Consider the following 20,131-nt stretch of genomic DNA (forward strand, 5'->3'; position numbering starts at 1 on the left):
ATCGTCGGGGGACGGCGCGGCAGGCCGGCGGGTTGCAGGGGCCGGCAGCAACCCGCATCGGCCGGAAGCCGGCCAAGGGGGATTGCCGCGCCAGGCGGATTTGTAGAATCGATTATCCATGACAGCATCCCCGCCTCCGGCCTCATTAGCCCCAAGCCCCGCCCAGACCATCCTCTGGACTGATCCGCAGCGGGCCGAAGTGTTCCGGGGCTGGCTGGCCGCCATCGCGCCTGCCCACCGGTTGTTGCCCGACACCGTGCGGCTCGCCTCGGCCGACGCGAGCTTCCGCCGCTACTTCCGCCTCGACACCGCCGACACAGCCGCCCCCACGCGCATCGTGATGGACGCGCCGCCGGACAAGGAGAACAGCGCCCCCTTCGTCCAGGTGGCGCAATTGATGGCCGGCGCCGGCGTGCTCGCCCCCACGGTGCTCGAATGGGACAAGCCGAACGGCTTTCTCCTGCTCGACGACCTGGGCCGCCAGACCATGCTGGACGTGATCGATCCGGCGAAGCCCGACGCGAGCCGCCCGCTCTACGACCAGGCCATCGACGCGCTGATCCGCTGGCAACTGGCCTCCAAGCCCGGCGTGCTGCCGCCCTACGACCGGGCGCTGCTCGAGCGCGAACTGTCGCTGTTCCCCGAGTGGTACATCGGCCGCCACCGCGGCATCGCCGTCGAAGGCAAGCTGAAGGAGCGGCTCGATCGCAGCTTCAAGCTGATCGTCGACAGCAACCTGGCGTCGCCCGCCGTCTACGTGCACCGCGACTTCATGCCGCGCAACCTGATGATCGGCAACGGAGCAGCGCTCGGCGTGCTCGACTTCCAGGACGCCGTGTACGGCCCCGTCACCTACGACATCGCCAGCCTGATGCGCGACGCCTTCCTGAGCTGGGACGAGGAGTTCGTGCTCGACATCACCATCCGCTACTGGACGGCTGCGCGCAAGGCCGGCCTGCCTGTCGACGAAGACTTCGGCGCCTTCTACCGCGCGGTCGAGTGGATGGGCCTGCAGCGCCACCTGAAGGTGGCCGGCATCTTCGCGCGCCTCACGCTGCGCGACGGCAAGCCCAAGTACCTGGCCGACACGCCGCGCTTCATTGCCTACATCCGCGCCACCGCCAGCCGCTACATGGAGCTGACGCCACTGCTGCGCGTGATCGACGAAATCGAGGGCACTTCGGCCATCACGGGCTTCGCCTACGGCCGTGTCTGAAGGAAAACTGAAAAAGCACCACCCTGTGACGGCCGTACAACGGTCGCTCGCAGCTATCGATTTCATAGCATGCCGCGTTTTCACTGTTCCGTGCCGCTGAGCGCCGGCGTCAGCCTGGCGCTGCCGGCGGGTGCCGCGCGCCACGTGCAGGTGCTGCGGATGCAGCCCGGCGATGCGCTCACGCTGTTCGACGGCGCGGGCGGCGAATATGCAGCCACGGTCGAGCGCATGGGCCGCAGCGACGTCGCCGTGGCCGTCGGCGCCCACCTGCCGGTGGAGCGCGAAGCGCCCCGCGCCGTGCACCTTGCGGTCGGCATGCCGGCCAACGAGCGCATGGACTGGCTGGTCGAGAAAGCCACCGAGCTCGGCGTGGCGAGCATCCAGCCGCTGGCCACTGCCCACGGCGTGCTGCGCCTGTCGGGCGAGCGCGCCGAGAAGAAGCGGGCGCACTGGGAGGCGATCGCGGTCGCGGCCTGCGAGCAGTGCGGGCGCAACCGCGTGCCGGTGATCCATCCGGTGCAGTCCTTCACGGGCTGGCTCGAAACCAATGAAGCCTCGGCCGTGCGCCTTGTGCTGAGCCTTGCCGAGGGCACACGCAGCCTCGCCGACACACTTCAAGCCCCGAACGACCAAGGCGTGACTGTATTGAGCGGCCCCGAAGGCGGCCTGAGCAGCACCGAAGAACAGCAGGCCATCGCCCGCGGCTTCGCTCCCATCACCCTCGGCGCGCGCGTGCTGCGCGCTGAAACGGCGGCGCTGGCCGCGCTGGTGTCCCTGGCCGGACTCTAGGCAGGGCCGCGAGGTGGGTGTTTTCCGCGACGCGCGCGCGGAAAGCTTGGGAAACAATCGTTACTTCATTAAGACAAAAGAAGGACTTTTGCCGATGTCCCGCCTGCCAAGCGTTCTGCGCCTTGCACCTCTCGTTATTGCCGCGCTGCTATGCGCCACACAGGGCGCGCTCGCCCAGAGCCAGGCCGTCGCCCCCACGCCCGCGCAAGTCAGCCCCGAGGTCGACAAGGCCTACACCCAGCTGATGGCCTCGCCCGCCATCCAGAAGCTGCTCGACGCGGTCAAGGCCGACCATGAACACTCGGTCGAAGACCTGAAGATGCTGACCGAGATCGAGGCGCCGCCCTTCAAGGAGCACAAGCGCGCCGAGGCGTTTCTCGCGCGCATGAAGGCGCTGGGACTGACGCACGCGAAGATCGACGCCGAAGGCAACGTGGTCGGCCTGCGCAAGGGCATCGGCGGCGGCCCGAAGCTGCTGATCTCGGCCCACCTCGACACCGTGTTCCCCGCCGGCACCGACGTGAAGGTGAAGGAGCACGACGGCCGGCTGCACGCACCCGGCATCGCGGACGACACGCGCGGCCTGTCGGTGCTTCTGTCGTGGCTCAAGGTGCTGAACGAAAACAAGATCCAGACCGTGGGCGACCTGATGATCGTCGCCAACGTCGGCGAGGAAGAACTCGGCAACCTGCGCGGCATGAAGGCCATCTTTCGCGACAACCTCGACATCGACGGCATGGTGGGACTGGAGCCGTCGTCGCCAGGCGCGGTGCTGGTGCTCGGCACCGCGAGCCACCGCTACGAGGTCACGTTCCAGGGTCCCGGCGGCCACAGCTTCGGCGCGTTCGGCCAGGTGCCCAGCGCCATCCACGGCATGGGCCGCGCCATCGCGAAGATCGCCGACGTGCGCACGCCGAGTTTCCCGAAGACAACGTTCACTGTCGGCACGGTCGGCGGCGGCACTTCGGTCAACACCATCGCGCCAGATGCGCGCATGGCCATCGACATCCGCTCCGACGACATGGCCTCGCTTCTCGAAACGGAGAAGAAGATTCTGGCCGCCATCGACGAAGCAGTGGTCGAGGAAAACAGGCGCTGGAACGTGAGCACGCTGAGCGTGAGCACCAAGCTCATCGGCGACCGCCCCGGCGGCCGCACGCCGCCCGATTCGGTGATCGTCGAGGCCGCGATCCGCTCGAACGCCGCCTTCGGCAACAAGACGCTGCTGCGCGGCGGCAGCACCGACGCCAACGTGCCGATCGCGCTGGGCATTCCCGCGATCATCGTCGGCGGTGGCGGCAAGGCCTCCGGATTCCATTCGTTGAGCGAGTCCATTGACGTGACAGATGCATGGAAAGGCGCGCAGAATTCGCTGGTTACCGTGCTGGGCCTGGTGGGCGTGCAGGGGGTCAGCCCCGCATTGCTCCCCAAACGGACAGCGCGTACCAAGTAATTTGTCACGTTGCCAGTTCGAAAGTGGACGTGCCACTTTCTGCTTACGGTCCGCGGCATTTAACAATGCAGACGGTTCTGTCACACACCAAGGAAACAGCCATGGGATTGCTCGATTCGGTACTCGGTCAAGTGCTCGGAGGCGCTGCGCAACAGCAGCAACCGCAAGGCGGCGGATTGGGCGATCTGGGAGGCTTGGCCGGCGCGCTGGGCGGGCTGCTCGCCAACAACGGCGGGCAGGGCGGCCTGGGCGGTCTGGTCTCGAAGTTCGAGCAGGCCGGCATGGGCGACGTCATCGGTTCGTGGATCGGCAAGGGAGAAAACCAGCCGGTGTCGGGCGACCAGCTGCAGAACGCGCTGGGCAGCGACACCATCGCCAGCATCGCGTCCAAGCTCGGCATCAATGCGCAAACGCTGCTGCCGATGCTCGCCACCATGCTGCCGGCGCTCATCGACCAGCTCACGCCGCACGGCAAGGTCCCCGACCAGGGCCTTGGCAACCATGACGACCTGCTGGGTTCGCTCAGCGGTCTGCTGCAAGGCAAGCAGTCCTGAACTGACGGACTGCGTTCTCCAGGATTCCGGCGCCCGCGAGGGCGCTTTTTTTGGCCCGTGCGTGTTGGCCGACAATCCCGCTGGCATCAATGGAGAGCAATGGCATGGCGGGCAGTCGCAAGTCGAAAGAAGAAGGTCTGGACGCGCAGCCCGATGGCACCGTGCGGTGGTCCAAGGGCATGCGCGAAGCGCTCGCACAGTTCAACGACCGGCCCTGCGGCCAGTGCGGCGGCTCGCTGTTGGACGAACGCAGCCTGGCCGACAGCCTCGACTTCTTTCGCCGCCACCGTTCCAGCTTCTATCCGCCGCGCGCCGCACGGCTGCGCATGCTCGACATGCACGGCGCCGCGGCAGCCGAGCTGTTCTTCGAGCCGTCCCCGCACAAGGAAGCCGTCACCGACCTGCTGGCCATCCATGACCCAGCCGTGGTGCGTTTCTTCGTGGCCCAGGTCAAGCAGATCGACTGCAAGAACGCCCTCGTCAAGCAGGCTGCCCGCTGGCCGCTGTTCGTGCTGCGCGAACTGCTGTCGGCGAACCCGGCGCGACACCAGGCCGGCGCCGCGTTGATCCTGGAGTTGCTGGCCGCGAACCCCGAGTGGCAGCAACCGCTGGAGGCCTCCTGCGACGACAGCCAGCGCAAGACGCTCGCGCGCCTGCAGGAAGACAGCTCCGCCGACGTGACCGATGCCGCCCCCGACGCCTGGCCCGCGCTGCTGCGGCGCCCGCCCTGGAAGAACCGGCAGGCGCTGCCCGTCATCCCGACGCTGGCGCTGCAGCCACTGCCGCCGACGGCGCTGCTGCACTGGAGCAATCTGCCGCCGCCGCAGTACCTGCAGGCCACGGGCGAATCGTCCGACTGGCTGACCCGCGAGCTCCGCGTCTCGCGCGAACGCGCCGACCAGTGGATGGACGAATTCGCGCGCAACCAGCCCAACGCACCCGCGGAGATCCGCGAGGGCGGCAAGGTGCACAAGGCCCTGTGGATGCTGGGCCTGCGCCCCGAGCTCATCGAGGCTGTCGCGGCAAACGGCCGCGAGATCGGGCCGGAAGACTTCGGCGAACCTCCGGCCACCCACTGGAGCGTTGCCGAATACATCTGGCACCTGCCCGAATCGCTGGCCATCGCAGTGTTCACGCTCGGGCCCGCGCCCGAGCTCTACATGGGCGATGTCTCGCGCATGCGCCCCATCCTCCATGCATTCGGCGCGGCCGCGCTGCCGGGACTGCCGCGCTTCCTCAAGCAGGGCTCGCGCGCGATGTTCGAGCTGGCATCGGTCATCGAATGGGACCCGCTCGCCGGCTGGATCGCCAAGGGCTTCCACACCAACCGCTGGGTCCGGCGCGAAGCGGGCGAGTGGCTTGCGCGTTACCCGGATGCGGCCGCGCGCGGCCTCGTTCCCATCGCGCTGGGCGAACCCGGCCCGGCGCACGAGGCGGCGCAAGCCGCGCTGCGCTGGCTGCACGATGCCGGCCACGCCGATGCGGTACGCCGGCAGGCGCTCGCCTATGGCGCCGAAGCCGCCGACGCGGTGGCGCAGCTTCTGGCCATCGCCCCCGAAGAGTTGCTGCCCGACAGCCTGCCCGTGGTGCCGAAGACCCTGCCGCTGGCGTCACTGCCCCGCCTGCTCCTCAAGCAAGGCGGGCTCGCGCTGCCGCAGGACGTGGTGCCCGACGTGCTGATGGCGATGATGCTCGGCAAGCCCGACGCACCCTATCCGGGGCTCGCTCCGCTGCTGGACGCGCTCACGCCCGATTCCCTCGCGCGCTTCGGCCGCGCGCTGCTGGCCTGGTGGATCGGCAACGGCCGCCCGGCCAAGGAGCGCTGGATGTTCGCTTTGCAGGGCCGCCTCGGCGACGGCGAAACCGCACGCCAGCTCTACGGCCTGCTGCGCCAGTGGCGCGCCGCGCTCGACCGCGTGCGGGCCTACGACGCGATGGTGATGCTCGGCGAAATCGGCAGCGACGCCGCCCTGATGCACCTGGCCGAACTCGCGCGCCAGACCCGCCACGACGACCTGCGCACCCGCGCCGACCGCATGCTCGGCGAAGTGGCCGAGCAGCGCGGCCTCAGCCTCGACCAGCTGGCCGACCGCACCGTGCCTGACCTCGGCCTCGACACCCGCGCGCGACTGACGCTCGACTTCGGCCCGCGCAGCTTCGAGGTGCGCATGGACGACAACTTCCAGCCCGTGGTGCACGACGCCAGGGGCAAGGCCCTCAAGACGCTGCCCAAGCCGGGCGCGAACGACGACGCCGGCAAGGCCGCCGCCGCGACCACCCAGCTGAAGGAGCTGCGCAAGCTGGCAAAGACCGTCGCCACCACGCAGATCAAGCGACTGGAAGCCGCGATGTGCACGCAGCGCCGATGGGGCCCCGACGAGTTCATGCCCTTCTTCGCCAACCACCCCGTGCTGCGGGTCTTCAGCCGGCCGCTGGTCTGGGGCTTGTTCGACGCATCGGACAAGCTCGAAGGCACCTTCCGCGTCAGCGCCGAAGGCGAACTGGCCAACCTGCAGGACGACGCGGTGAAGCTGCCCGAGTCCGCGCGCATCGGCCTGCCGCATCCGCTGGAAATCACGGCACTCGACCCGTCGCTGGCGACCGCATGGGCCGCCGTGCTGGCCGATTACGAAATCGTGCAGCCCTTCGAGCAGCTGATGCGCCCGGCCTTCGTGCTCGACGAGGCGCTGCGCACCCGCCGCGAACTCCCCCACTGGAGCGGCCGCGCCGTGTCGAACGCCGCCCTCATGGGCCTGGAGACGCGCGGCTGGCAGCGCGAGGTGGGTGACGGCGGCATGGTCAACAGCTTCAACAAGGCCGTGCCCGGCGGACGCCGCATCTGCCTGCAGCTGGAGGAAGGCTGGTTCGTGCAGGACAGCCCCGACGGCAAGGAGCTGCAGACCGTGCGCGCGGTGGCACTCGACGGCACCGAAGGCACGCTGGGCGAGCTGCCGCCGATCGTCTTCAGCGAAATCGAGCGCGACCTGCAGCGCGCGATCCGGGAGACGGCGCCATGAACCGCAACTTGTGGCTGCTCGCCATCTGCCAGGGCCTGCTCCTGACGAACAACGTGACCTTCATCGCCATCAACGGGCTGGTGGGGCTGGCCATCGCGCCGCACGGCTGGATGGCGACGCTGCCGGTGATGAGCTACGTGGTGGGCGGCGCGCTCAGCACCGGGCTGGTGGCGCGCACGCAGCAGCGCTTCGGCCGGCGCGGCTCGTTCCAGATCGGGCTGGCGGTGGCGGTGGCATCGTCGCTGCTGTGCTGCTTCGCGGCGGTCACGAAGAACTTCTGGCTGCTGTGCTTCGCCACGGTGGTTGCGGGCTACTACAACGCCAACGCGGGGCTCTACCGCTTCGCCGCTGCCGAGCTGGCGGCGCCGGCCTGGCGCGAGAAGGCGGTGTCGATGGTGATGGCGGGCGGGCTGATTGGCGCTGTCGCCGGGCCGAATCTCGCCACCGCCACGCGCGAAGCTTTTGCGGTGCCGTTCGCCGGCGCCTACGTTGCGCTGGCCCTGGTGGCGCTGCTGTCGATGGCAGTGATGCACTTCATCGAATTCCCGGCCGCGCCCACGCGGAAGGAGGCAGCCGGCGGCCGACCGCTGGCCGAGATCATGCGGCAGCCGGTGTTCATCGTGGCTGCCGCCGCGGGCGCGCTTGGCTACGGCGTGATGAACCTGCTGATGGCCGCGACGCCCATCGCGATGCAGATCTGCAGCCTGCCGTTTTCCGATGCCGCGCTGGTGCTCGAATGGCACGTGATCGGCATGTTCGCGCCGGGCTTCTTCACCGGGCACCTGATCCGCCGCTTCGGGGCGCTGCCAGTGATGGGCGTGGGGCTGGTGCTCAACCTCGGCTGCATCGCCATCGCGCTCTCGGGCGTGGAGCTGCATCACTTCATCGTCGCGTTGTTCCTGCTGGGCGTGGGCTGGAATTTCCTGTTCACCGGCAGCACCACGCTCTCGCTCACGGCCTACACCGCCGAGGAGCGCGACCGCGCGCAGGGCGCGCTCAACTTCTGCGTGTTCGCGACGCTGGCGCTGACCTCGTTCGCCTCGGGCGTGCTGGTGACCACGCAGGGCTGGCGGCTGCTGAACTTCGGTTCGCTGGTGCCGGTGGTGCTGACTGGCGCGGCGCTGATCTGGCTGGCGCGCGTGCGCGCCGTCAGGCCAGCGGCGGAAAGCGCCGGTTGAGCCAGCTTTGCAGGGCCGCGAAGACCGCGTCGGCTTCGAGCTCGTTGAAGATCTCGTGGTACAGCGTGTCGAAGCAGTGCGCCTCGACCTTGCCGCTTGATGCCGTCGCCGCAGCGAATGCGCGGCTGGCAGCGGGCACCACGAGGCGATCGTCGCCCGCATAGAGAAGCAGCGTCGGCACGGGCCAGTTCGCAGCCCGCTGCTGCACCGTCTCGCCTTCGTACGCGAGAAAGCGCGCAAGGCGGCTGCCGATGCGGTCGTGCGTGAGCGGATCGTCGCGGTAGGCCTGCACCACCGCCGGGTCATGCGAGAGGTAGTTGTCGTCGAGGCCGTTGCCCACGCGCAGGTTCGGCGCAATGCGCGGCAGCACCGCGAGCAGCGCCTTCTGGAAACCGCTCAGGCCCGGATCGAGCCCCGGCGAGGAAAGCACCAGCCCATCGACCTGCCGCACGCCACGCGCCACCAGGCTCGCGGCGACCAGTCCGCCCAGGCTGTGCCCCAGCAGCACCAGCGGCAGGCCGGGGTTCTCGCGGCGCGCATCGTCGATGACCAGCGCGAGGTCGTCGACCAGCCGCAGTTCGCTGGGCAGGCCGCCGCGCGCACCGGTCGATTCGCCATGCCCGAAGTGGTCGTGCGCCCACACGGCGAAGTTCCATTCGTGCAGGCATTCGGCGAGCGCGTGATAGCGGCCCGCATGCTCGCCGAGCCCATGGACCACCGCGATCACGGCGCGCGCCGGGCCGGGCGCCGGCAGCCGGCGCAGGGCGAGCGTCTCGCCGTCCGGGGTCGACAGCGAAACGCGCTGCGGCAAAGGCAGCGCCTCGCTCAAGCGGCCACCGGCTCCGATGTGGCCGCGCGATGCGCTGCCGGCAATGCTGCGATCACTTCGGCCACGGCCGCGGTGAGCTTCTTGGCGTAGGGCACGTGCAGGAACTCGTTGGGGCCGTGCGCGTTGCTCTTCGGGCCGAGCACGCCGCAGACCATCATCTGCGCCTTCGGGAAGCCGGCGCTGAGCATGTTCATCAGCGGAATGGTGCCGCCTTGGCCGATGTAGCCGCACGACGCGCCGAAGTGCGCCTGCGAGGCCTTGTTGAGCGCGTCCTCGAACCACGGCGTGATGGTGGGTGCGTTCCAGCCGGTGGCGCCGCCGTTGCTCTCGAAGGTCACGCGGGCCTGGTAGGGCGCGTTGTCTTCGAGCAGCGTCTTGAGGTTCTGCACCGCCTCGGCCGCATCGACCAGCGGGGGCAGGCGCAGCGACAGCTTGAAGGCGGTGTACGGACGCAGCACGTTGCCAGCGTCCTTCAGCGCCGGGAAGCCTTCGGCGCCGGTCACCGACAGCGTGGGCTTCCAGGTGCGGTTGAGCAGGGCCTCGACCGGATCGGTGGTGGTCGGCAGCGCGAACATGGTCGAGCCGCCGCAATCGTAGTGCGCCCACGGAAAGCGCTTGTAGACCTCTTCGCCGAGGATCGCGGCGGTGGCCCTGGCCTGCGCCAGCCGGTCGGCCGGCACTTCGCAGTGGAAGCTCGCGGGCAGCAGGCGGCCGGTGGCGCTGTCTTCGAGGCGGTCGAGCACCTGCCGCATGATGCGGAAGCTCGAGGGCACGAGGCCCGATGCATCGCCGGAGTGGATGCCTTCGGTCAGCACTTCCACCTTGAGCGTGCCGCTGGCCATGCCGCGCAGCGAGGTGGTGAGCCACAGCTGGTCGTAGTTGCCGGCGCCGGAGTCGAGGCAGATCACCAGTTCGACATTGCCCAGGCGCGGACGCAGCGCGTCGACGTAGGGCAGCAGGTCGTAGGAGCCGCTTTCCTCGCAGGTCTCGATCAGGCCGACGATGCGCGGGTGCGCCGCGCCCTGGCTCTTGAGCGCCTGCAGCGCGGCGATGCTGGCGTACACCGCGTAGCCGTCATCGGCACCGCCGCGGCCGTAGAGCAGGCCGTTCTCGTACTTGGGCGTCCACGGGCCGAGGTCGTTGCGCCAGCCGGTGAACTCGGGCTGCTTGTCGAGGTGGCCGTACATCAGTACGGTCTCGCCCATGTCGGTGCCGGTGGCCGGCACTTCGAAGAACAGCACCGGCGTGCGGCCTTCGAGGCGCACGATCTCCAGCTTCAGGCCCTCGACCTTCTGTGCCTCGACCCAGGCGGCGGCGTTGCGCAGCACGGTCTCGAGGTAGCCGTTGGCCGACCAGTCCTTGTCGAAGCCGGGCGACTTGGCCGGGATGCCGATGTAGTTGGTGAGTTGCTTGAGGATGTCGCCGTCCCATTGGGCGGTGACGTCGGACAGGGCGCGCTCGGCGTCGAGCGTGCCGGCAGGCATTTCGCGGTGCAGGGGGGCGTTCATCGGTGGGTTCTCCGCGGGTGACGAAAAGGCGCATTTTGCGCCTTGAGGCGACCGCGCGTAGAGTGCGGGCGATCTCAACCCGGAGGGCCATGTGAGCAAGGCAAACATCAAGGTGGGCATAGGCGGCTGGACCTACGAACCCTGGCGCGACAACTTCTATCCCAAGGGGCTCGCGCACGCGAAGGAGTTGAACTACGCGAGCCGCAAGGTCAGCGCCATCGAGATCAACGGCACCTACTACAGCACCTTCAAGCCCGAGACCTTCAGGAAGTGGCACGACGACACGCCGGCCGACTTCATGTTCTCGCTCAAGGCCTCGCGCTTCGCGACCAACCGCAAGCTGCTGTCGGGCGCGGGCGATTCGATCAAGCGCTTCATCGACAGCGGCGTGGCCGAGCTCGGCGACAAGCTCGGGCCGATCGTGTGGCAGTTCATGCCGACCAAGCAGTTCGATGCGGAAGACTTCGAGGCTTTTCTCGCGCTGCTGCCGAAGAAGGAGGGCAGCCGCGCGCTGCGGCACGTGATGGACGTGCGGCACGAGAGCTTCATGGTGCCCGCCTACAAGGCCCTCGCGAAGAAGCACAAGGTGTCGACGGTGTTCACCGACGCCGACAAGTTTCCGTCCTTCGAGGAGCCCGAAGGCGATTTCGCCTATGCGCGGCTCATGATGGCCGACGCCAAGCTCAAGACCGGCTACGCGCCGAAGGCGCTGGACACCTGGGCCGAGCGCGCGCAGGGCTGGGCCGTGTCGCCGAAGAAGCGCGACGTGTTTGTCTACTTCATCAATGGCGCCAAAGAAAAGGCACCGGCCGCGGCCGGTGCCTTGCTGGAGCGCTTTGGGTGGACCCCGCCGAAAGCTTGACGGGCTTCAGGCTGCGGAGTGCAGCGACGGCTTGGCGCCGAAGCTGATTTCGCCGGAAAGCTGGCCGCCTTCCTCGATCACGATCTTGCCGTAGCGGATCTTGCCGGTGACCTTGCCGGTCGAGTGGATCACGAGCTTTTCGCGCACCGTGAGGCTGCCGTCGAATACGCCGCGGATTTCGGCGATGTCGATTTCGGCCGAACCCTTGAACTCGCCCTGTTCGGCGATCTGCATCAGGCGCGAGTCCATGGTGGCCTCGACGAGGCCTTCGACGACGAGCGTGTCGCAGTCGGTGATCTCCACGCCCTTGAGCTTGATGTTCGGGCCGACGGTGAGCTTGCTGCCGCCTTCCTTGGCGGCGGCAGATGCTGTAGCAGCAGCGGCGTTCAGTCCGCCTTGCTGTGCGGTCAGCGACGAGGGATTGACGGGGGTTCCGGAGAGATTGGTGCCCGAACCGACGAGCGGCGCGGGGCGGGATGTCAACGAGTCGGTGTCACGATCACGCTTGCCGAAGAAGGGGGACTGTGTAGCCAAAGGGGAGCTCCTCAAGAAAGGGACTATCGTAAGAACGCACTCATGGCCTGCGGCACTTCATTGCGCAAGAAGCGTAACTGAATAAATCGACTGTGGACATGACAATGCGGCGTCATGAGCCTTCCGAACTCCGAAACTCCTTCCACCGCGCAGGCCACGCACCCCTCGCGCGCCATTTCGTCGGCTACCGATTCGCGCTTCGACAAGCCCGCGCACGGCTGGCGGCGTACGCTGTTCACGGTGATCTTCGAGGCCGACACGCGCGCGGGCCTGATGTTCGACCTGGCGCTGATCGCGGTGATCGTGACCAGCGTGCTGGTGGTGATCCTCGACAGCGTGCAGTCGATCCGCGAGCAGTGGCGGCCGCTGTTCAATGCGCTCGAATGGGTGTTCACCATTCTCTTCACGCTGGAGTACATCGCGCGGCTGTGCTGCGTGAACAAGCCGCTGCGCTATGCGCTGAGCTTCTACGGCGTGATCGACCTGCTTGCGCTGCTGCCGACTTTTCTGGTGGCCTTTGCGCCCGAGATGGCGTACCTGATCGACGTGCGGGTGCTGCGCCTGTTGCGCGTGTTCCGCATCTTCAAACTATCGCGCTACTCGGTGGAGTACCGCGCGCTGGTGTCTGCCGTGGCGTCGAGCCGGCGCAAGATCACGGTGTTCGTCGGCTTCGTGATGCTGGTGGTGCTGGTGATGGGCACGCTGATGTACGTGGTCGAGGGGCCGGTGCACGGCTTCACGAGCATTCCGGTGGCGATCTACTGGGCCATCTCGACGATGGCCACGGTGGGCTTCGGCGACCTCGTGCCCAAGACCGACCTGGGCCGCGCGATCGCCTCGGTGATGATGCTGCTGGGCTGGGGCGTGCTCGCGGTGCCGACCGGCATCGTGACCGCGGAGATGGCGCGGCGCGGGCCCGACGACGAGCCGGTGCCGGTGGCGCCGCGCGGCATTCTCGCGATGACTGCGCCCGCGCCCTCAGCACCTGCGAAGCGCGTTACGCCTTCGGCCAGACGACGCGCCCTTGCGCAGCATCGTCGAGACGGGCGATGAAAGCGTCGGCATCGGGCTCGGGGAGCGAGAAGGCGAAGGCCACGTCGTCGCCGTGCTGCACATCGTCGAGCACCGCGCCGGCAGCGACGAGTTCGCGCCGCACGAGTCCTTCGAGCGCATAGGGCACCGAGCAACCGAGGCTGCGCTGGCGCACCAGCGGCACGAGCTCGGCGCCGAGCAGGGCCTGCGCAACCGCGTCGGTGTAGGCCCGCACGAGGCCGCCCGCGCCCAGCTTCACGCCGCCGAAGTAGCGCACCACGGTCGCGAGCGCGCCCTCGACCTGCTGGTGGCGCAGCACTTCCAGCATCGGCCGGCCGGCCGTGCCGCCGGGCTCGCCATCGTCGTTCGCGGCCGACTGGCCGCCGGCCATCAAGGCCCAGCAGACATGCGCGGCCGCGGGGTGTTCGGCGCGCAGCGAGGCGACCACGGCCAGCGCGGCCGCGCGGTCAGCCACCGGCTGCACGCAGCCGATGAAGCGGCTCTTCTTGATGAGCAGCTCGCTGTGGACCGGCTGTGCAAGCGTGAAGCTCATCCGGTGGTGCGCTCCAAAGGGTTCAGCCGCCGCCGCGCTCGAACTTGAAGACCGCCGTGCTGGCGCGCGCGTTGGGCAGCCAGCGCACGTCGCGCCCGTCCTGCAGGCCGAAGGCGTCGAGCACGCGCAGGTTGTTCTTGCCGGCCAGCACCTCGAAGTCCTTGAAGGTGCCGACGCGGATGTTGGGCGTGTCGTACCACTGGTAGGGCAGGCGGCGCGTCACCGGCATGCGGCCGCGCGCCACGCTCAGGCGGTTGGGCCAGTGCGCGAAATTGGGAAAGGCGACAACACCGATGCGGCCGACGCGCGCGGTCTCGCGCAACATCACTTCGGCATTGCGCAGGTGCTGCAGCGTGTCGATCTGCAGCACCACGTCGAAGGAGGCGTCGTCGAACATCGCCAGGCCTTCGTCGAGGTTGAGCTGGATCACGTCGACGCCGCGGCGGATGCACTGCAGCACGTTGCCGTCGGCAATTTCCACGCCGTAGCCGGTGCAGCCGCGCTCGCGCTGCAGCAGGTCGAGCAGGGCGCCGTCGCCGCAGCCGAGGTCGAGCACGCGCGAGCCTTGGGGCACGAGCTCTGCGATCAATCTTTGGTGTTCGAGGTCGCTCATTGGAATTCCTTGGCGACGCGCTCGAAGTACGAGCGCACCACGCCCATGTAGCGCACGTCGTCGAGCAGGAAGGCATCGTGGCCGTGCGGCGCGTCGATCTCGGCGTAGCTCACGTTGCGGCGGTTGTCGAGCAGCGCCTTCACGAGTTCGCGGCTGCGCGCGGGCGAGAAGCGCCAATCGGTCTTGAAGCTCACGAGCAGGAACTTGGCCGTGGCCTGAGCCAGTGCAGTGCTGAGCTTGCCGCCGTGGCTGCGCGCGGGGTCGAAGTAGTCGAGCGCGCGGGTGATCAGCAGGTAGGTGTTGGCGTCGAAGTATTCGCTGAACTTGTCGCCCTGGTAGCGCAGGTAGCTTTCGATCTGGAACTCGACATCCTGCGTGGAGTAGCGGTAGTCGAGCCCCGCCACCTCGCCCTCGACGGCGCTGCGCAGGATGCGGCCGAACTTCTCGTTCATCACGTCGTCGCTGAGGTAGGTGATGTGGCCGATCATTCGCGCGATGCGCAGGCCGCGCTTCGGGATCACGCCGTGTTCGTAGAAGTGGCCGCCGTGGAAGTCGGGGTCGGTCACGATGGCGCGGCGCGCGACTTCGTTGAAGGCGATGTTCTCGGCCGTGAGGTTGGGCGCGCTGGCCACGACCACGGCGTGGCGCACGCGGCTGGGGTACTGCAGCGTCCACGACAGTGCCTGCATGCCGCCGAGGCTGCCGCCCATGACGGCCGCGAGCGTCTGGATGCCGAGCGCGTCGAGCAGCGCGGCCTGCGCGTCGACCCAGTCTTCGACCGTGACCACCGGGAAGTCGGCGCCGTAGACGCGGCCGGTGGCGGGGTTGACGTGCATCGGGCCGGTCGAGCCGAAGCAGGAGCCGAGGTTGTTGACGCCGATCACGAAGAAGCGGTCGGTGTCGACCGGCTTGCCGGGGCCCACCATGTTGTCCCACCAGCCCTCGGAGCGGGCCTGGCCCTGGTAGACGCCCGCCACGTGGTGCGAGGCATTGAGCGCATGGCACACCAGCACGGCGTTGCTGCGCTCGGCGTTCAGGGTGCCGTAGGTTTCGTAGGCGAGCGTGTAGTCGCTGATCGACGCGCCGCTGCGCAGGGCCAGCGGGCCTGCGAACTGCATCGACTGCGAGGTGACGACCAAAGGTGGTGACGACGACATGAATGAAAAAACCCGGCCTCGCCAAAAACGAGCCGGGTCTGCCGCGCCTGTCTTTAGCTGAATTTATAAAGCGCCCGCAAGCTGAAGCAAATCGGCGCAAGGGGCAGTATATCGCCCCGTCGGATTACCAGCCGACGATCATGATGATGCCCAGCACCAGGAAGATCGCGGCCGAGATGCCGTGCACGAGCTTGATCGGCACGCGCCGCACGATCTTCTCGCCGAGCCACACCACCGGCGCGTTGGCCAGCATCATGCCCAGCGTGGTGCCTGCGACCACCCAGAAGTAGTCGTGCGTGAAGCGGGCGGCAAGCATGACGGTGGCGATCTGGGTCTTGTCGCCCATCTCGGCGAGGAAGAACGCGATCACCGTGGTGCCGAAGACGCCGAACTTCGACGCGCCCGGGGCATCGTCGTCGTCGAGCTTGTCTGGAATCAGCATCCAGACGGCCATCGCAATGAACGAGCCGCCCAGGATCCAGCGCAGCACCTCCGGTCCGAGCCAGCGCGTGATGTAGTTGCCGACGGCACCCGCCAGCGCGTGGTTGATGATGGTGGCGGCGAAGATGCCCAGGACGATGGGCCACGGTTTCCTGAAACGGGCAGCGAGCAAGAGGGCCAGGAGTTGGGTCTTGTCGCCCATTTCGGCGAGCGCAACTACGCCGGTTGCAACGAGAAAAGCTTCCATGATGGATGTGGGGTTCCTTGGGCCGAAGGACGCAATTGACCGTGCAACACCTTCGGCCATATTCCCGAAGTTGCACGGTCAAAGGTCTCGCCAGGTGTGTTAACTGCACGCGCCATGTCCTGTGTGGGGCAGGACAAGTCTGTTGACGCGGGCCCTTCTCGCAAATCGGAAGGCGGCTACTCCCCAATGACGGGGCAAATTCTACATGTAGCGCCAAGGACCTCGCCCAAAAATGCAAGTAGGCACTAGCTTTCCAATAGTTTTGACAGGTGCTACCTCAAGACGCAAATTCCCGCTTGCAATTCGGATATTTCACCCATAATGCACGAGCCTCCCTCTTCATTTTGGTCGGGGGGCAGTTCGGTGATCGGTCAGTTTCGCGCGACTCGACGGCTCTCGTTTGAGTGATGCTTTCGGGACTCCATCGCTTTTCTTGATGTGTTTATAGGAGTCCCTTGATGGGCAACAAACTGTACGTCGGCAACCTGCCTTACTCGGTGCGCGACGGAGATCTCGAACAGGCCTTCGGGCAGTTCGGCGCAGTGACCAGCGCCAAGGTCATGATGGAACGTGACACCGGCCGCTCGAAGGGCTTCGGCTTCGTCGAGATGGGCAGTGACGCGGAAGCACAAGCAGCAATCAACGGCATGAACGGCCAGCCCCTTGGTGGCCGCAGCGTCGTCGTCAACGAAGCACGTCCGATGGAAGCTCGTCCCCCGCGCAGCGGTGGTGGCGGCTACGGCGGCGGCGGTGGTGGTTATGGCGGCGGTGGTGGCGGAGGCTACGGCGGCGGTGGTGGCGGCTACGGTGGTGGCGGCGGTGGCCGCTCCGGCGGTGGCGGCGGCTACGGCGGTGGCGGTGGTGGCCGCAGCGGTGGCGGCGGTGGTGGTGGCGACGGCGGTTTCCGCAGCCCCTACGGCGCCGGCCCCCGTGGCGGTGGCGGCGGTGGCCGCTCCGGCGGTGGTGGTGGCGGCGGCTACGGTGGTGGCGGCAATAGCGGCTACTAAGCCCTGCGCTCTAAGGCACACAGACAAAAGGCTCCCTCGGGAGCCTTTTTCAATGGGCGATCGCCCGGCGCTTGTTGCTCAGGCTTCGCCGCTTCGCTTCTTGCGTTCGCGCCCTTGCACCGCCCGGTCGAGCACGGCGTTGGGCAGCATGCGCATGATCTTGGCGATCACGCCCATCTGCCAGGGAATCACGCGGTAGCTCGTGCCTGCCTCGATGGCGCGCAGTGCCTGGGCCGCAAAATCTTCCGCCTTCATGAGAAAAGGCATGCCGTACCGGTTGCCCTGCGTGAGCGGCGTGTCGATGTAGCCCGGGCAGAGGGTGACGACCTTGACGCCGCTGTTGAACAATTCGCCGCGCAGGCTCTCGCAGTACGCCACCACGCCGGCCTTGCTGGCGCAGTACGCGCCATGCCCCGGCAATCCGCGGATGGACGCCACGCTGCCGATGCCAACCAGCCGCCCGCTGCCGCGCTGCACCATCGCCCGCACGAACGGATGAAAAGTGGCGGCGAGACCGACGTTGTTGGTGGCAAAGGTCTGCGCCAGCACATCGAGGTCGGAGCGCTCGGCGGTGTCGATGCCGACGCTGATGCCGGCATTGGCGATCACCACGTCTGGCAGCCCCTGCTGCGCGATGCAGGCGTTGCCGGCGACGACGATGCTGTCGGTCTGCGCCACGTCGGCGCTGTAGATCCGGTAGCGGTCTGCGCTCAGTTGCCGGGCATTCGCCCACGCTTCGATTTCCCCCGTGCGCCGGGCGACCAGCGCCAGGCGGTAGCCCGCGTCGTAGAAGCTCGCGGCCAGCGCCTGGCCGATGCCACTCGATGCACCGGTGATGAAGACAAGCGGAGGCGTGGTCATGCAGGAGATGTCTTCTTCAGCGCTTCTTGGCGGGAGCAGGAGCGGCCGGAGCCGCCGACGGAATCAGCACGCCGCGCACCCGGCCGTTCAGGTTGGCCACGCCGCTCAGGTTGTCGTAGTCGAGCGTGTCGCCGGTGAACTGGTCGGTGCCGCGAATGAGCGTGACCGGCTTGTTCGACGTGACGCGTTCTGTGTCGACATAAGCGTGCAGGAACTCGCCGCGGAACTCGAGGCGCGGCGCAGGCTTGCCGTTCGGCCCCACCGAAGGATCGCGAATGACGATCGCATTGCCGAACAGCTGGACCTCGCTGCCATCGGAGTTCGACAGGCCGCGGTCGGCCGACCCCCGCGTCACCAGCCCCTCGGGCGACACGGTGCGCATGCGCACCTTGTCGATCTCGATGGTGTCGGTGTCGGGATAGTGCCGGCCCTCGACCCCGTGCAATTCGCTGCGCAGGTCGCCATTGGGCAGGAAGTTCTTGATGACGAACTCACGCATGAAGTAATCGGGCTCATGCGTGGGCGCGACCTTGGCCGTGGGCTCCAGCAGCTTGGGCGCGTTGCGCACCAGCCAGTAGGTACCGAGCGCGACGGCGGCCGTGAGGATGATCGGCAGGTAGATCGTGGCGCGGTCGAGGACTTCGCGCACCATGCCCCATGCGCGTTTCACGTTGTTCATGTGGTCGGGCCCCGGGCAGCGTCGAGCATCGCGCGGTATTGGCCGCAGGCCGTGAGCAGCAGGTCGCAGAATTCGCGCGCCGCGCCTTCGCCGCCGCGCGCCTGGGTGACGTAGCGCACGATGCCGCGCACTTCCGCATGGGCATTGGCCGGTGCCGCCGCGAAGCCGACGCGCATGAGCACCGGCAGGTCGGGCCAGTCGTCGCCGATGGCGGCGGCCTGCGCCCACGTAAAGCCGAGCTGGTCGAGCATGGCCTGCGCTGCGGGCAGCTTATCTTCGGTGCCGTAGCGCACATGCTCGATGCCCAGCGCTTCGAGCCGCACGCGCAGCGGCTTGGAGTCGCGCCCGGTGATCACGGCCGGCACGATGCCGGCCTTGCGCAGCAGCTTCAGGCCGTAGCCGTCGAGGATGCTGAAGCGCTTGAGCGTTTCGCCGTGCTCGGTGAAGTACACGCCGCCATCGGTCAGCACGCCGTCGATGTCGAAGAAAACGATGCGCACGTCCTGCGCGGCGAGCAAGGTCTCGGCCTGGAACTCGAGCGGCATCAGATGACCTTCGCGCGCATCAGGTCGTTGGTGTTGATCGCGCCGACGATCACCCCCGCACCGTCGATCACGAACAGGCGGGTGATGCCGCATTGCTCCATCAGCTCGGCGGCTTCCACCGCCAGCGCGTCGACGCGGATGGTGCGCGGGTCGCGGTGCATGACGTCGACCGCCTTGGGGCTGCGCAAATCGGCGCCCGCCTCGATCAGCCGGCGCAGATCGCCGTCGGTGAAGATGCCCGAGGCGCGGCCGTCGGGCTCGATCACCGCGGCGGCGCCGAAGCCCTTGATGCTCATCGCGCGCATCAGCTCGCTGATGTTGGCCGACGGCGGCACGCGCGGCACTTCGTCGCCCGAGCGCATGACGTCGCTCACGTGGGTGAGCAGCTTGCGCCCGAGCGCGCCGCCCGGATGCGAGCGCGCGAAGTCTTCCGAGCCGAAGCCGCGCGCGTCGAGCAGCGCCACGGCCAGCGCGTCGCCCATCGCCATCTGGGCGGTGGTGCTTGCGGTAGGGGCGAGGTTGAGCGGGCAGGCTTCCTTGGACACGCCCGCGTCGATCACGATGTCGGCATGGCGGGCGAGGGTGGATTCGGGGCGGCCGGTCATGGCGATCAGGGGCACGCCCTGGCGCTTGACGACCGGCAGGATGACGGTGAGTTCGTCGACCTCGCCGCTGTTGGAAATGGCCAGCACCAGGTCGACCGCCTTGATCATGCCGAGGTCGCCGTGGCTGGCCTCGGCCGGGTGCACGAACATCGCGGGCGTGCCGGTGGAGGCGAGGGTGGCGGCGATCTTGCGGCCGACGTGGCCGCTCTTGCCCATGCCCATCACGACCACGCGGCCGCGCACTTCGAGGATCTTGCGCACCGCATCGACGAAGCTCGGGCCGACGCGGTCTTTCAGACCGGTGACGGCTTCGGCTTCGATGTCGAAGGTGAGGCGTGCCCGAGCGAGGATGGCTTCGGGGTCGACCACTGGGGCCGGAACGGGGCGGGAGCTCATCTGCGGATTTTACGGGCCGGCCGGCGCCCGGGATCACATGGCCCGGGGAAGCCCG

The 20,131-nt window shown here is 67.9% G+C and carries 20 protein-coding genes and 1 riboswitch; of the genes, 9 read left to right on the top strand and 11 right to left on the bottom strand.

What is annotated here, in order from left to right; translation table 11 throughout:
• The first annotated feature begins 118 nt into the window (after positions 1-118).
• The 6 genes from ACTG4X_RS00625 to ACTG4X_RS00650 all read left to right on the top strand — a co-directional run bounded on the left by ACTG4X_RS00625 (position 119) and on the right by ACTG4X_RS00650 (position 8,207).
• Complete coding sequence (locus tag ACTG4X_RS00625; RefSeq protein ID WP_440533049.1) at positions 119-1,216, top strand: aminoglycoside phosphotransferase family protein; 1,098 nt, start codon at positions 119-121, stop codon at positions 1,214-1,216.
• Between the two features lie 69 nt (positions 1,217-1,285).
• Positions 1,286-2,005 carry a 16S rRNA (uracil(1498)-N(3))-methyltransferase gene (locus ACTG4X_RS00630; RefSeq protein ID WP_440533050.1) on the top strand — a complete coding sequence of 240 codons (720 nt, stop codon included), beginning with the start codon at positions 1,286-1,288 and terminating at the stop codon, positions 2,003-2,005.
• Positions 2,006-2,099: 94 nt separating this feature from the next.
• Positions 2,100-3,458 carry a M20/M25/M40 family metallo-hydrolase gene (locus tag ACTG4X_RS00635; RefSeq protein WP_097197571.1) on the top strand — a complete coding sequence of 453 codons (1,359 nt, stop codon included), beginning with the start codon at positions 2,100-2,102 and terminating at the stop codon, positions 3,456-3,458.
• Between the two features lie 101 nt (positions 3,459-3,559).
• On the top strand, positions 3,560-4,012 hold the full coding sequence (locus tag ACTG4X_RS00640) for a YidB family protein (protein WP_218132223.1): 453 nt from the start codon (positions 3,560-3,562) through the stop codon (positions 4,010-4,012).
• Between the two features lie 104 nt (positions 4,013-4,116).
• Positions 4,117-7,029: a DUF4132 domain-containing protein gene (locus tag ACTG4X_RS00645; RefSeq protein ID WP_440533051.1), complete on the top strand. Its 2,913-nt coding sequence runs from the start codon at positions 4,117-4,119 to the stop codon at positions 7,027-7,029.
• The gene (locus ACTG4X_RS00650; protein ID WP_097197570.1) at positions 7,026-8,207 is read left to right on the top strand and encodes an MFS transporter; all 1,182 of its coding nucleotides are present in this window, start codon (positions 7,026-7,028) and stop codon (positions 8,205-8,207) included. The genes ACTG4X_RS00645 and ACTG4X_RS00650 overlap by 4 nt, the downstream gene beginning before the upstream one ends.
• Here ACTG4X_RS00650 and ACTG4X_RS00655 read toward each other — a convergent pair.
• Complete coding sequence (locus ACTG4X_RS00655) at positions 8,179-9,036, bottom strand: lysophospholipase (RefSeq protein WP_440533052.1); 858 nt, start codon at positions 9,034-9,036, stop codon at positions 8,179-8,181. The genes ACTG4X_RS00650 and ACTG4X_RS00655 overlap by 29 nt on opposite strands.
• The gene (locus ACTG4X_RS00660) at positions 9,033-10,544 is read right to left on the bottom strand and encodes a M20 family metallopeptidase (protein WP_093055010.1); all 1,512 of its coding nucleotides are present in this window, start codon (positions 10,542-10,544) and stop codon (positions 9,033-9,035) included. The genes ACTG4X_RS00655 and ACTG4X_RS00660 overlap by 4 nt, the downstream gene beginning before the upstream one ends.
• Before the next feature lie 91 nt (positions 10,545-10,635).
• On the opposite strand from ACTG4X_RS00660, the gene ACTG4X_RS00665 reads away from it, so the two are divergent.
• Positions 10,636-11,406, top strand: coding sequence for a DUF72 domain-containing protein (locus tag ACTG4X_RS00665; RefSeq protein ID WP_093076426.1), 771 nt, complete (start codon positions 10,636-10,638; stop codon positions 11,404-11,406).
• A gap of 6 nt (positions 11,407-11,412) precedes the next feature.
• On the opposite strand, the gene ACTG4X_RS00670 is transcribed toward ACTG4X_RS00665, so the two are convergent.
• Entirely contained in the window at positions 11,413-11,940 is a 528-nt protein-coding gene (locus ACTG4X_RS00670; RefSeq protein ID WP_093055006.1) for a bactofilin family protein, read from the bottom strand.
• 114 nt (positions 11,941-12,054) lie between these two features.
• Between ACTG4X_RS00670 and ACTG4X_RS00675 the strand changes: the two genes are divergently transcribed.
• Positions 12,055-12,993 (top strand): ion transporter, encoded by a 939-nt coding sequence (locus tag ACTG4X_RS00675; protein ID WP_097197568.1) that lies wholly within the window; start codon positions 12,055-12,057, stop codon positions 12,991-12,993.
• Here the strand turns inward: ACTG4X_RS00675 and ACTG4X_RS00680 are convergent.
• From ACTG4X_RS00680 to ACTG4X_RS00695, 4 genes are all read right to left on the bottom strand, one after another.
• Entirely contained in the window at positions 12,938-13,525 is a 588-nt protein-coding gene (locus tag ACTG4X_RS00680; protein ID WP_093055002.1) for an IMPACT family protein, read from the bottom strand. The genes ACTG4X_RS00675 and ACTG4X_RS00680 overlap by 56 nt on opposite strands.
• 22 nt (positions 13,526-13,547) lie before the next feature.
• Complete coding sequence (gene metW / locus ACTG4X_RS00685) at positions 13,548-14,138, bottom strand: methionine biosynthesis protein MetW (protein WP_093055000.1); 591 nt, start codon at positions 14,136-14,138, stop codon at positions 13,548-13,550.
• Positions 14,135-15,295 carry a homoserine O-succinyltransferase MetX gene (gene metX, locus ACTG4X_RS00690; RefSeq protein ID WP_093054998.1) on the bottom strand — a complete coding sequence of 387 codons (1,161 nt, stop codon included), beginning with the start codon at positions 15,293-15,295 and terminating at the stop codon, positions 14,135-14,137. Before metX ends, metW begins: the two co-directional genes overlap by 4 nt.
• A gap of 124 nt (positions 15,296-15,419) precedes the next feature.
• Positions 15,420-15,983, bottom strand: a complete 564-nt coding sequence (locus ACTG4X_RS00695) for a TMEM165/GDT1 family protein (protein ID WP_093054996.1) — start codon at positions 15,981-15,983, stop codon at positions 15,420-15,422.
• 11 nt (positions 15,984-15,994) lie between these two features.
• Positions 15,995-16,180, bottom strand: a riboswitch (yybP-ykoY riboswitch).
• A gap of 261 nt (positions 16,181-16,441) precedes the next feature.
• On the opposite strand from ACTG4X_RS00695, the gene ACTG4X_RS00700 reads away from it, so the two are divergent.
• A complete protein-coding gene (locus ACTG4X_RS00700) occupies positions 16,442-16,990 on the top strand; it encodes an RNA recognition motif domain-containing protein (protein ID WP_093054994.1) in 549 nt (182 codons plus the stop codon).
• Positions 16,991-17,068: 78 nt separating this feature from the next.
• On the opposite strand, the gene ACTG4X_RS00705 is transcribed toward ACTG4X_RS00700, so the two are convergent.
• Genes ACTG4X_RS00705 through ACTG4X_RS00720 form a run of 4 tightly spaced genes read right to left on the bottom strand, consistent with a single transcriptional unit; the run spans position 17,069 to position 20,076 of the window.
• Complete coding sequence (locus tag ACTG4X_RS00705) at positions 17,069-17,851, bottom strand: SDR family oxidoreductase (RefSeq protein WP_440533053.1); 783 nt, start codon at positions 17,849-17,851, stop codon at positions 17,069-17,071.
• A gap of 16 nt (positions 17,852-17,867) precedes the next feature.
• A complete protein-coding gene (gene lptC / locus ACTG4X_RS00710; RefSeq protein ID WP_177142316.1) occupies positions 17,868-18,530 on the bottom strand; it encodes an LPS export ABC transporter periplasmic protein LptC in 663 nt (220 codons plus the stop codon).
• Entirely contained in the window at positions 18,527-19,075 is a 549-nt protein-coding gene (locus tag ACTG4X_RS00715; protein WP_440533054.1) for a KdsC family phosphatase, read from the bottom strand. Before ACTG4X_RS00715 ends, lptC begins: the two co-directional genes overlap by 4 nt.
• Positions 19,075-20,076, bottom strand: a complete 1,002-nt coding sequence (locus tag ACTG4X_RS00720) for a KpsF/GutQ family sugar-phosphate isomerase (protein ID WP_093054988.1) — start codon at positions 20,074-20,076, stop codon at positions 19,075-19,077. Before ACTG4X_RS00720 ends, ACTG4X_RS00715 begins: the two co-directional genes overlap by 1 nt.
• Positions 20,077-20,131: the final 55 nt, after the last annotated feature.

Origin of the sequence: Variovorax sp. YR566, assembly GCF_051992195.1 — a bacterium.
Lineage (GTDB): Bacteria > Pseudomonadota > Gammaproteobacteria > Burkholderiales > Burkholderiaceae_C > Variovorax.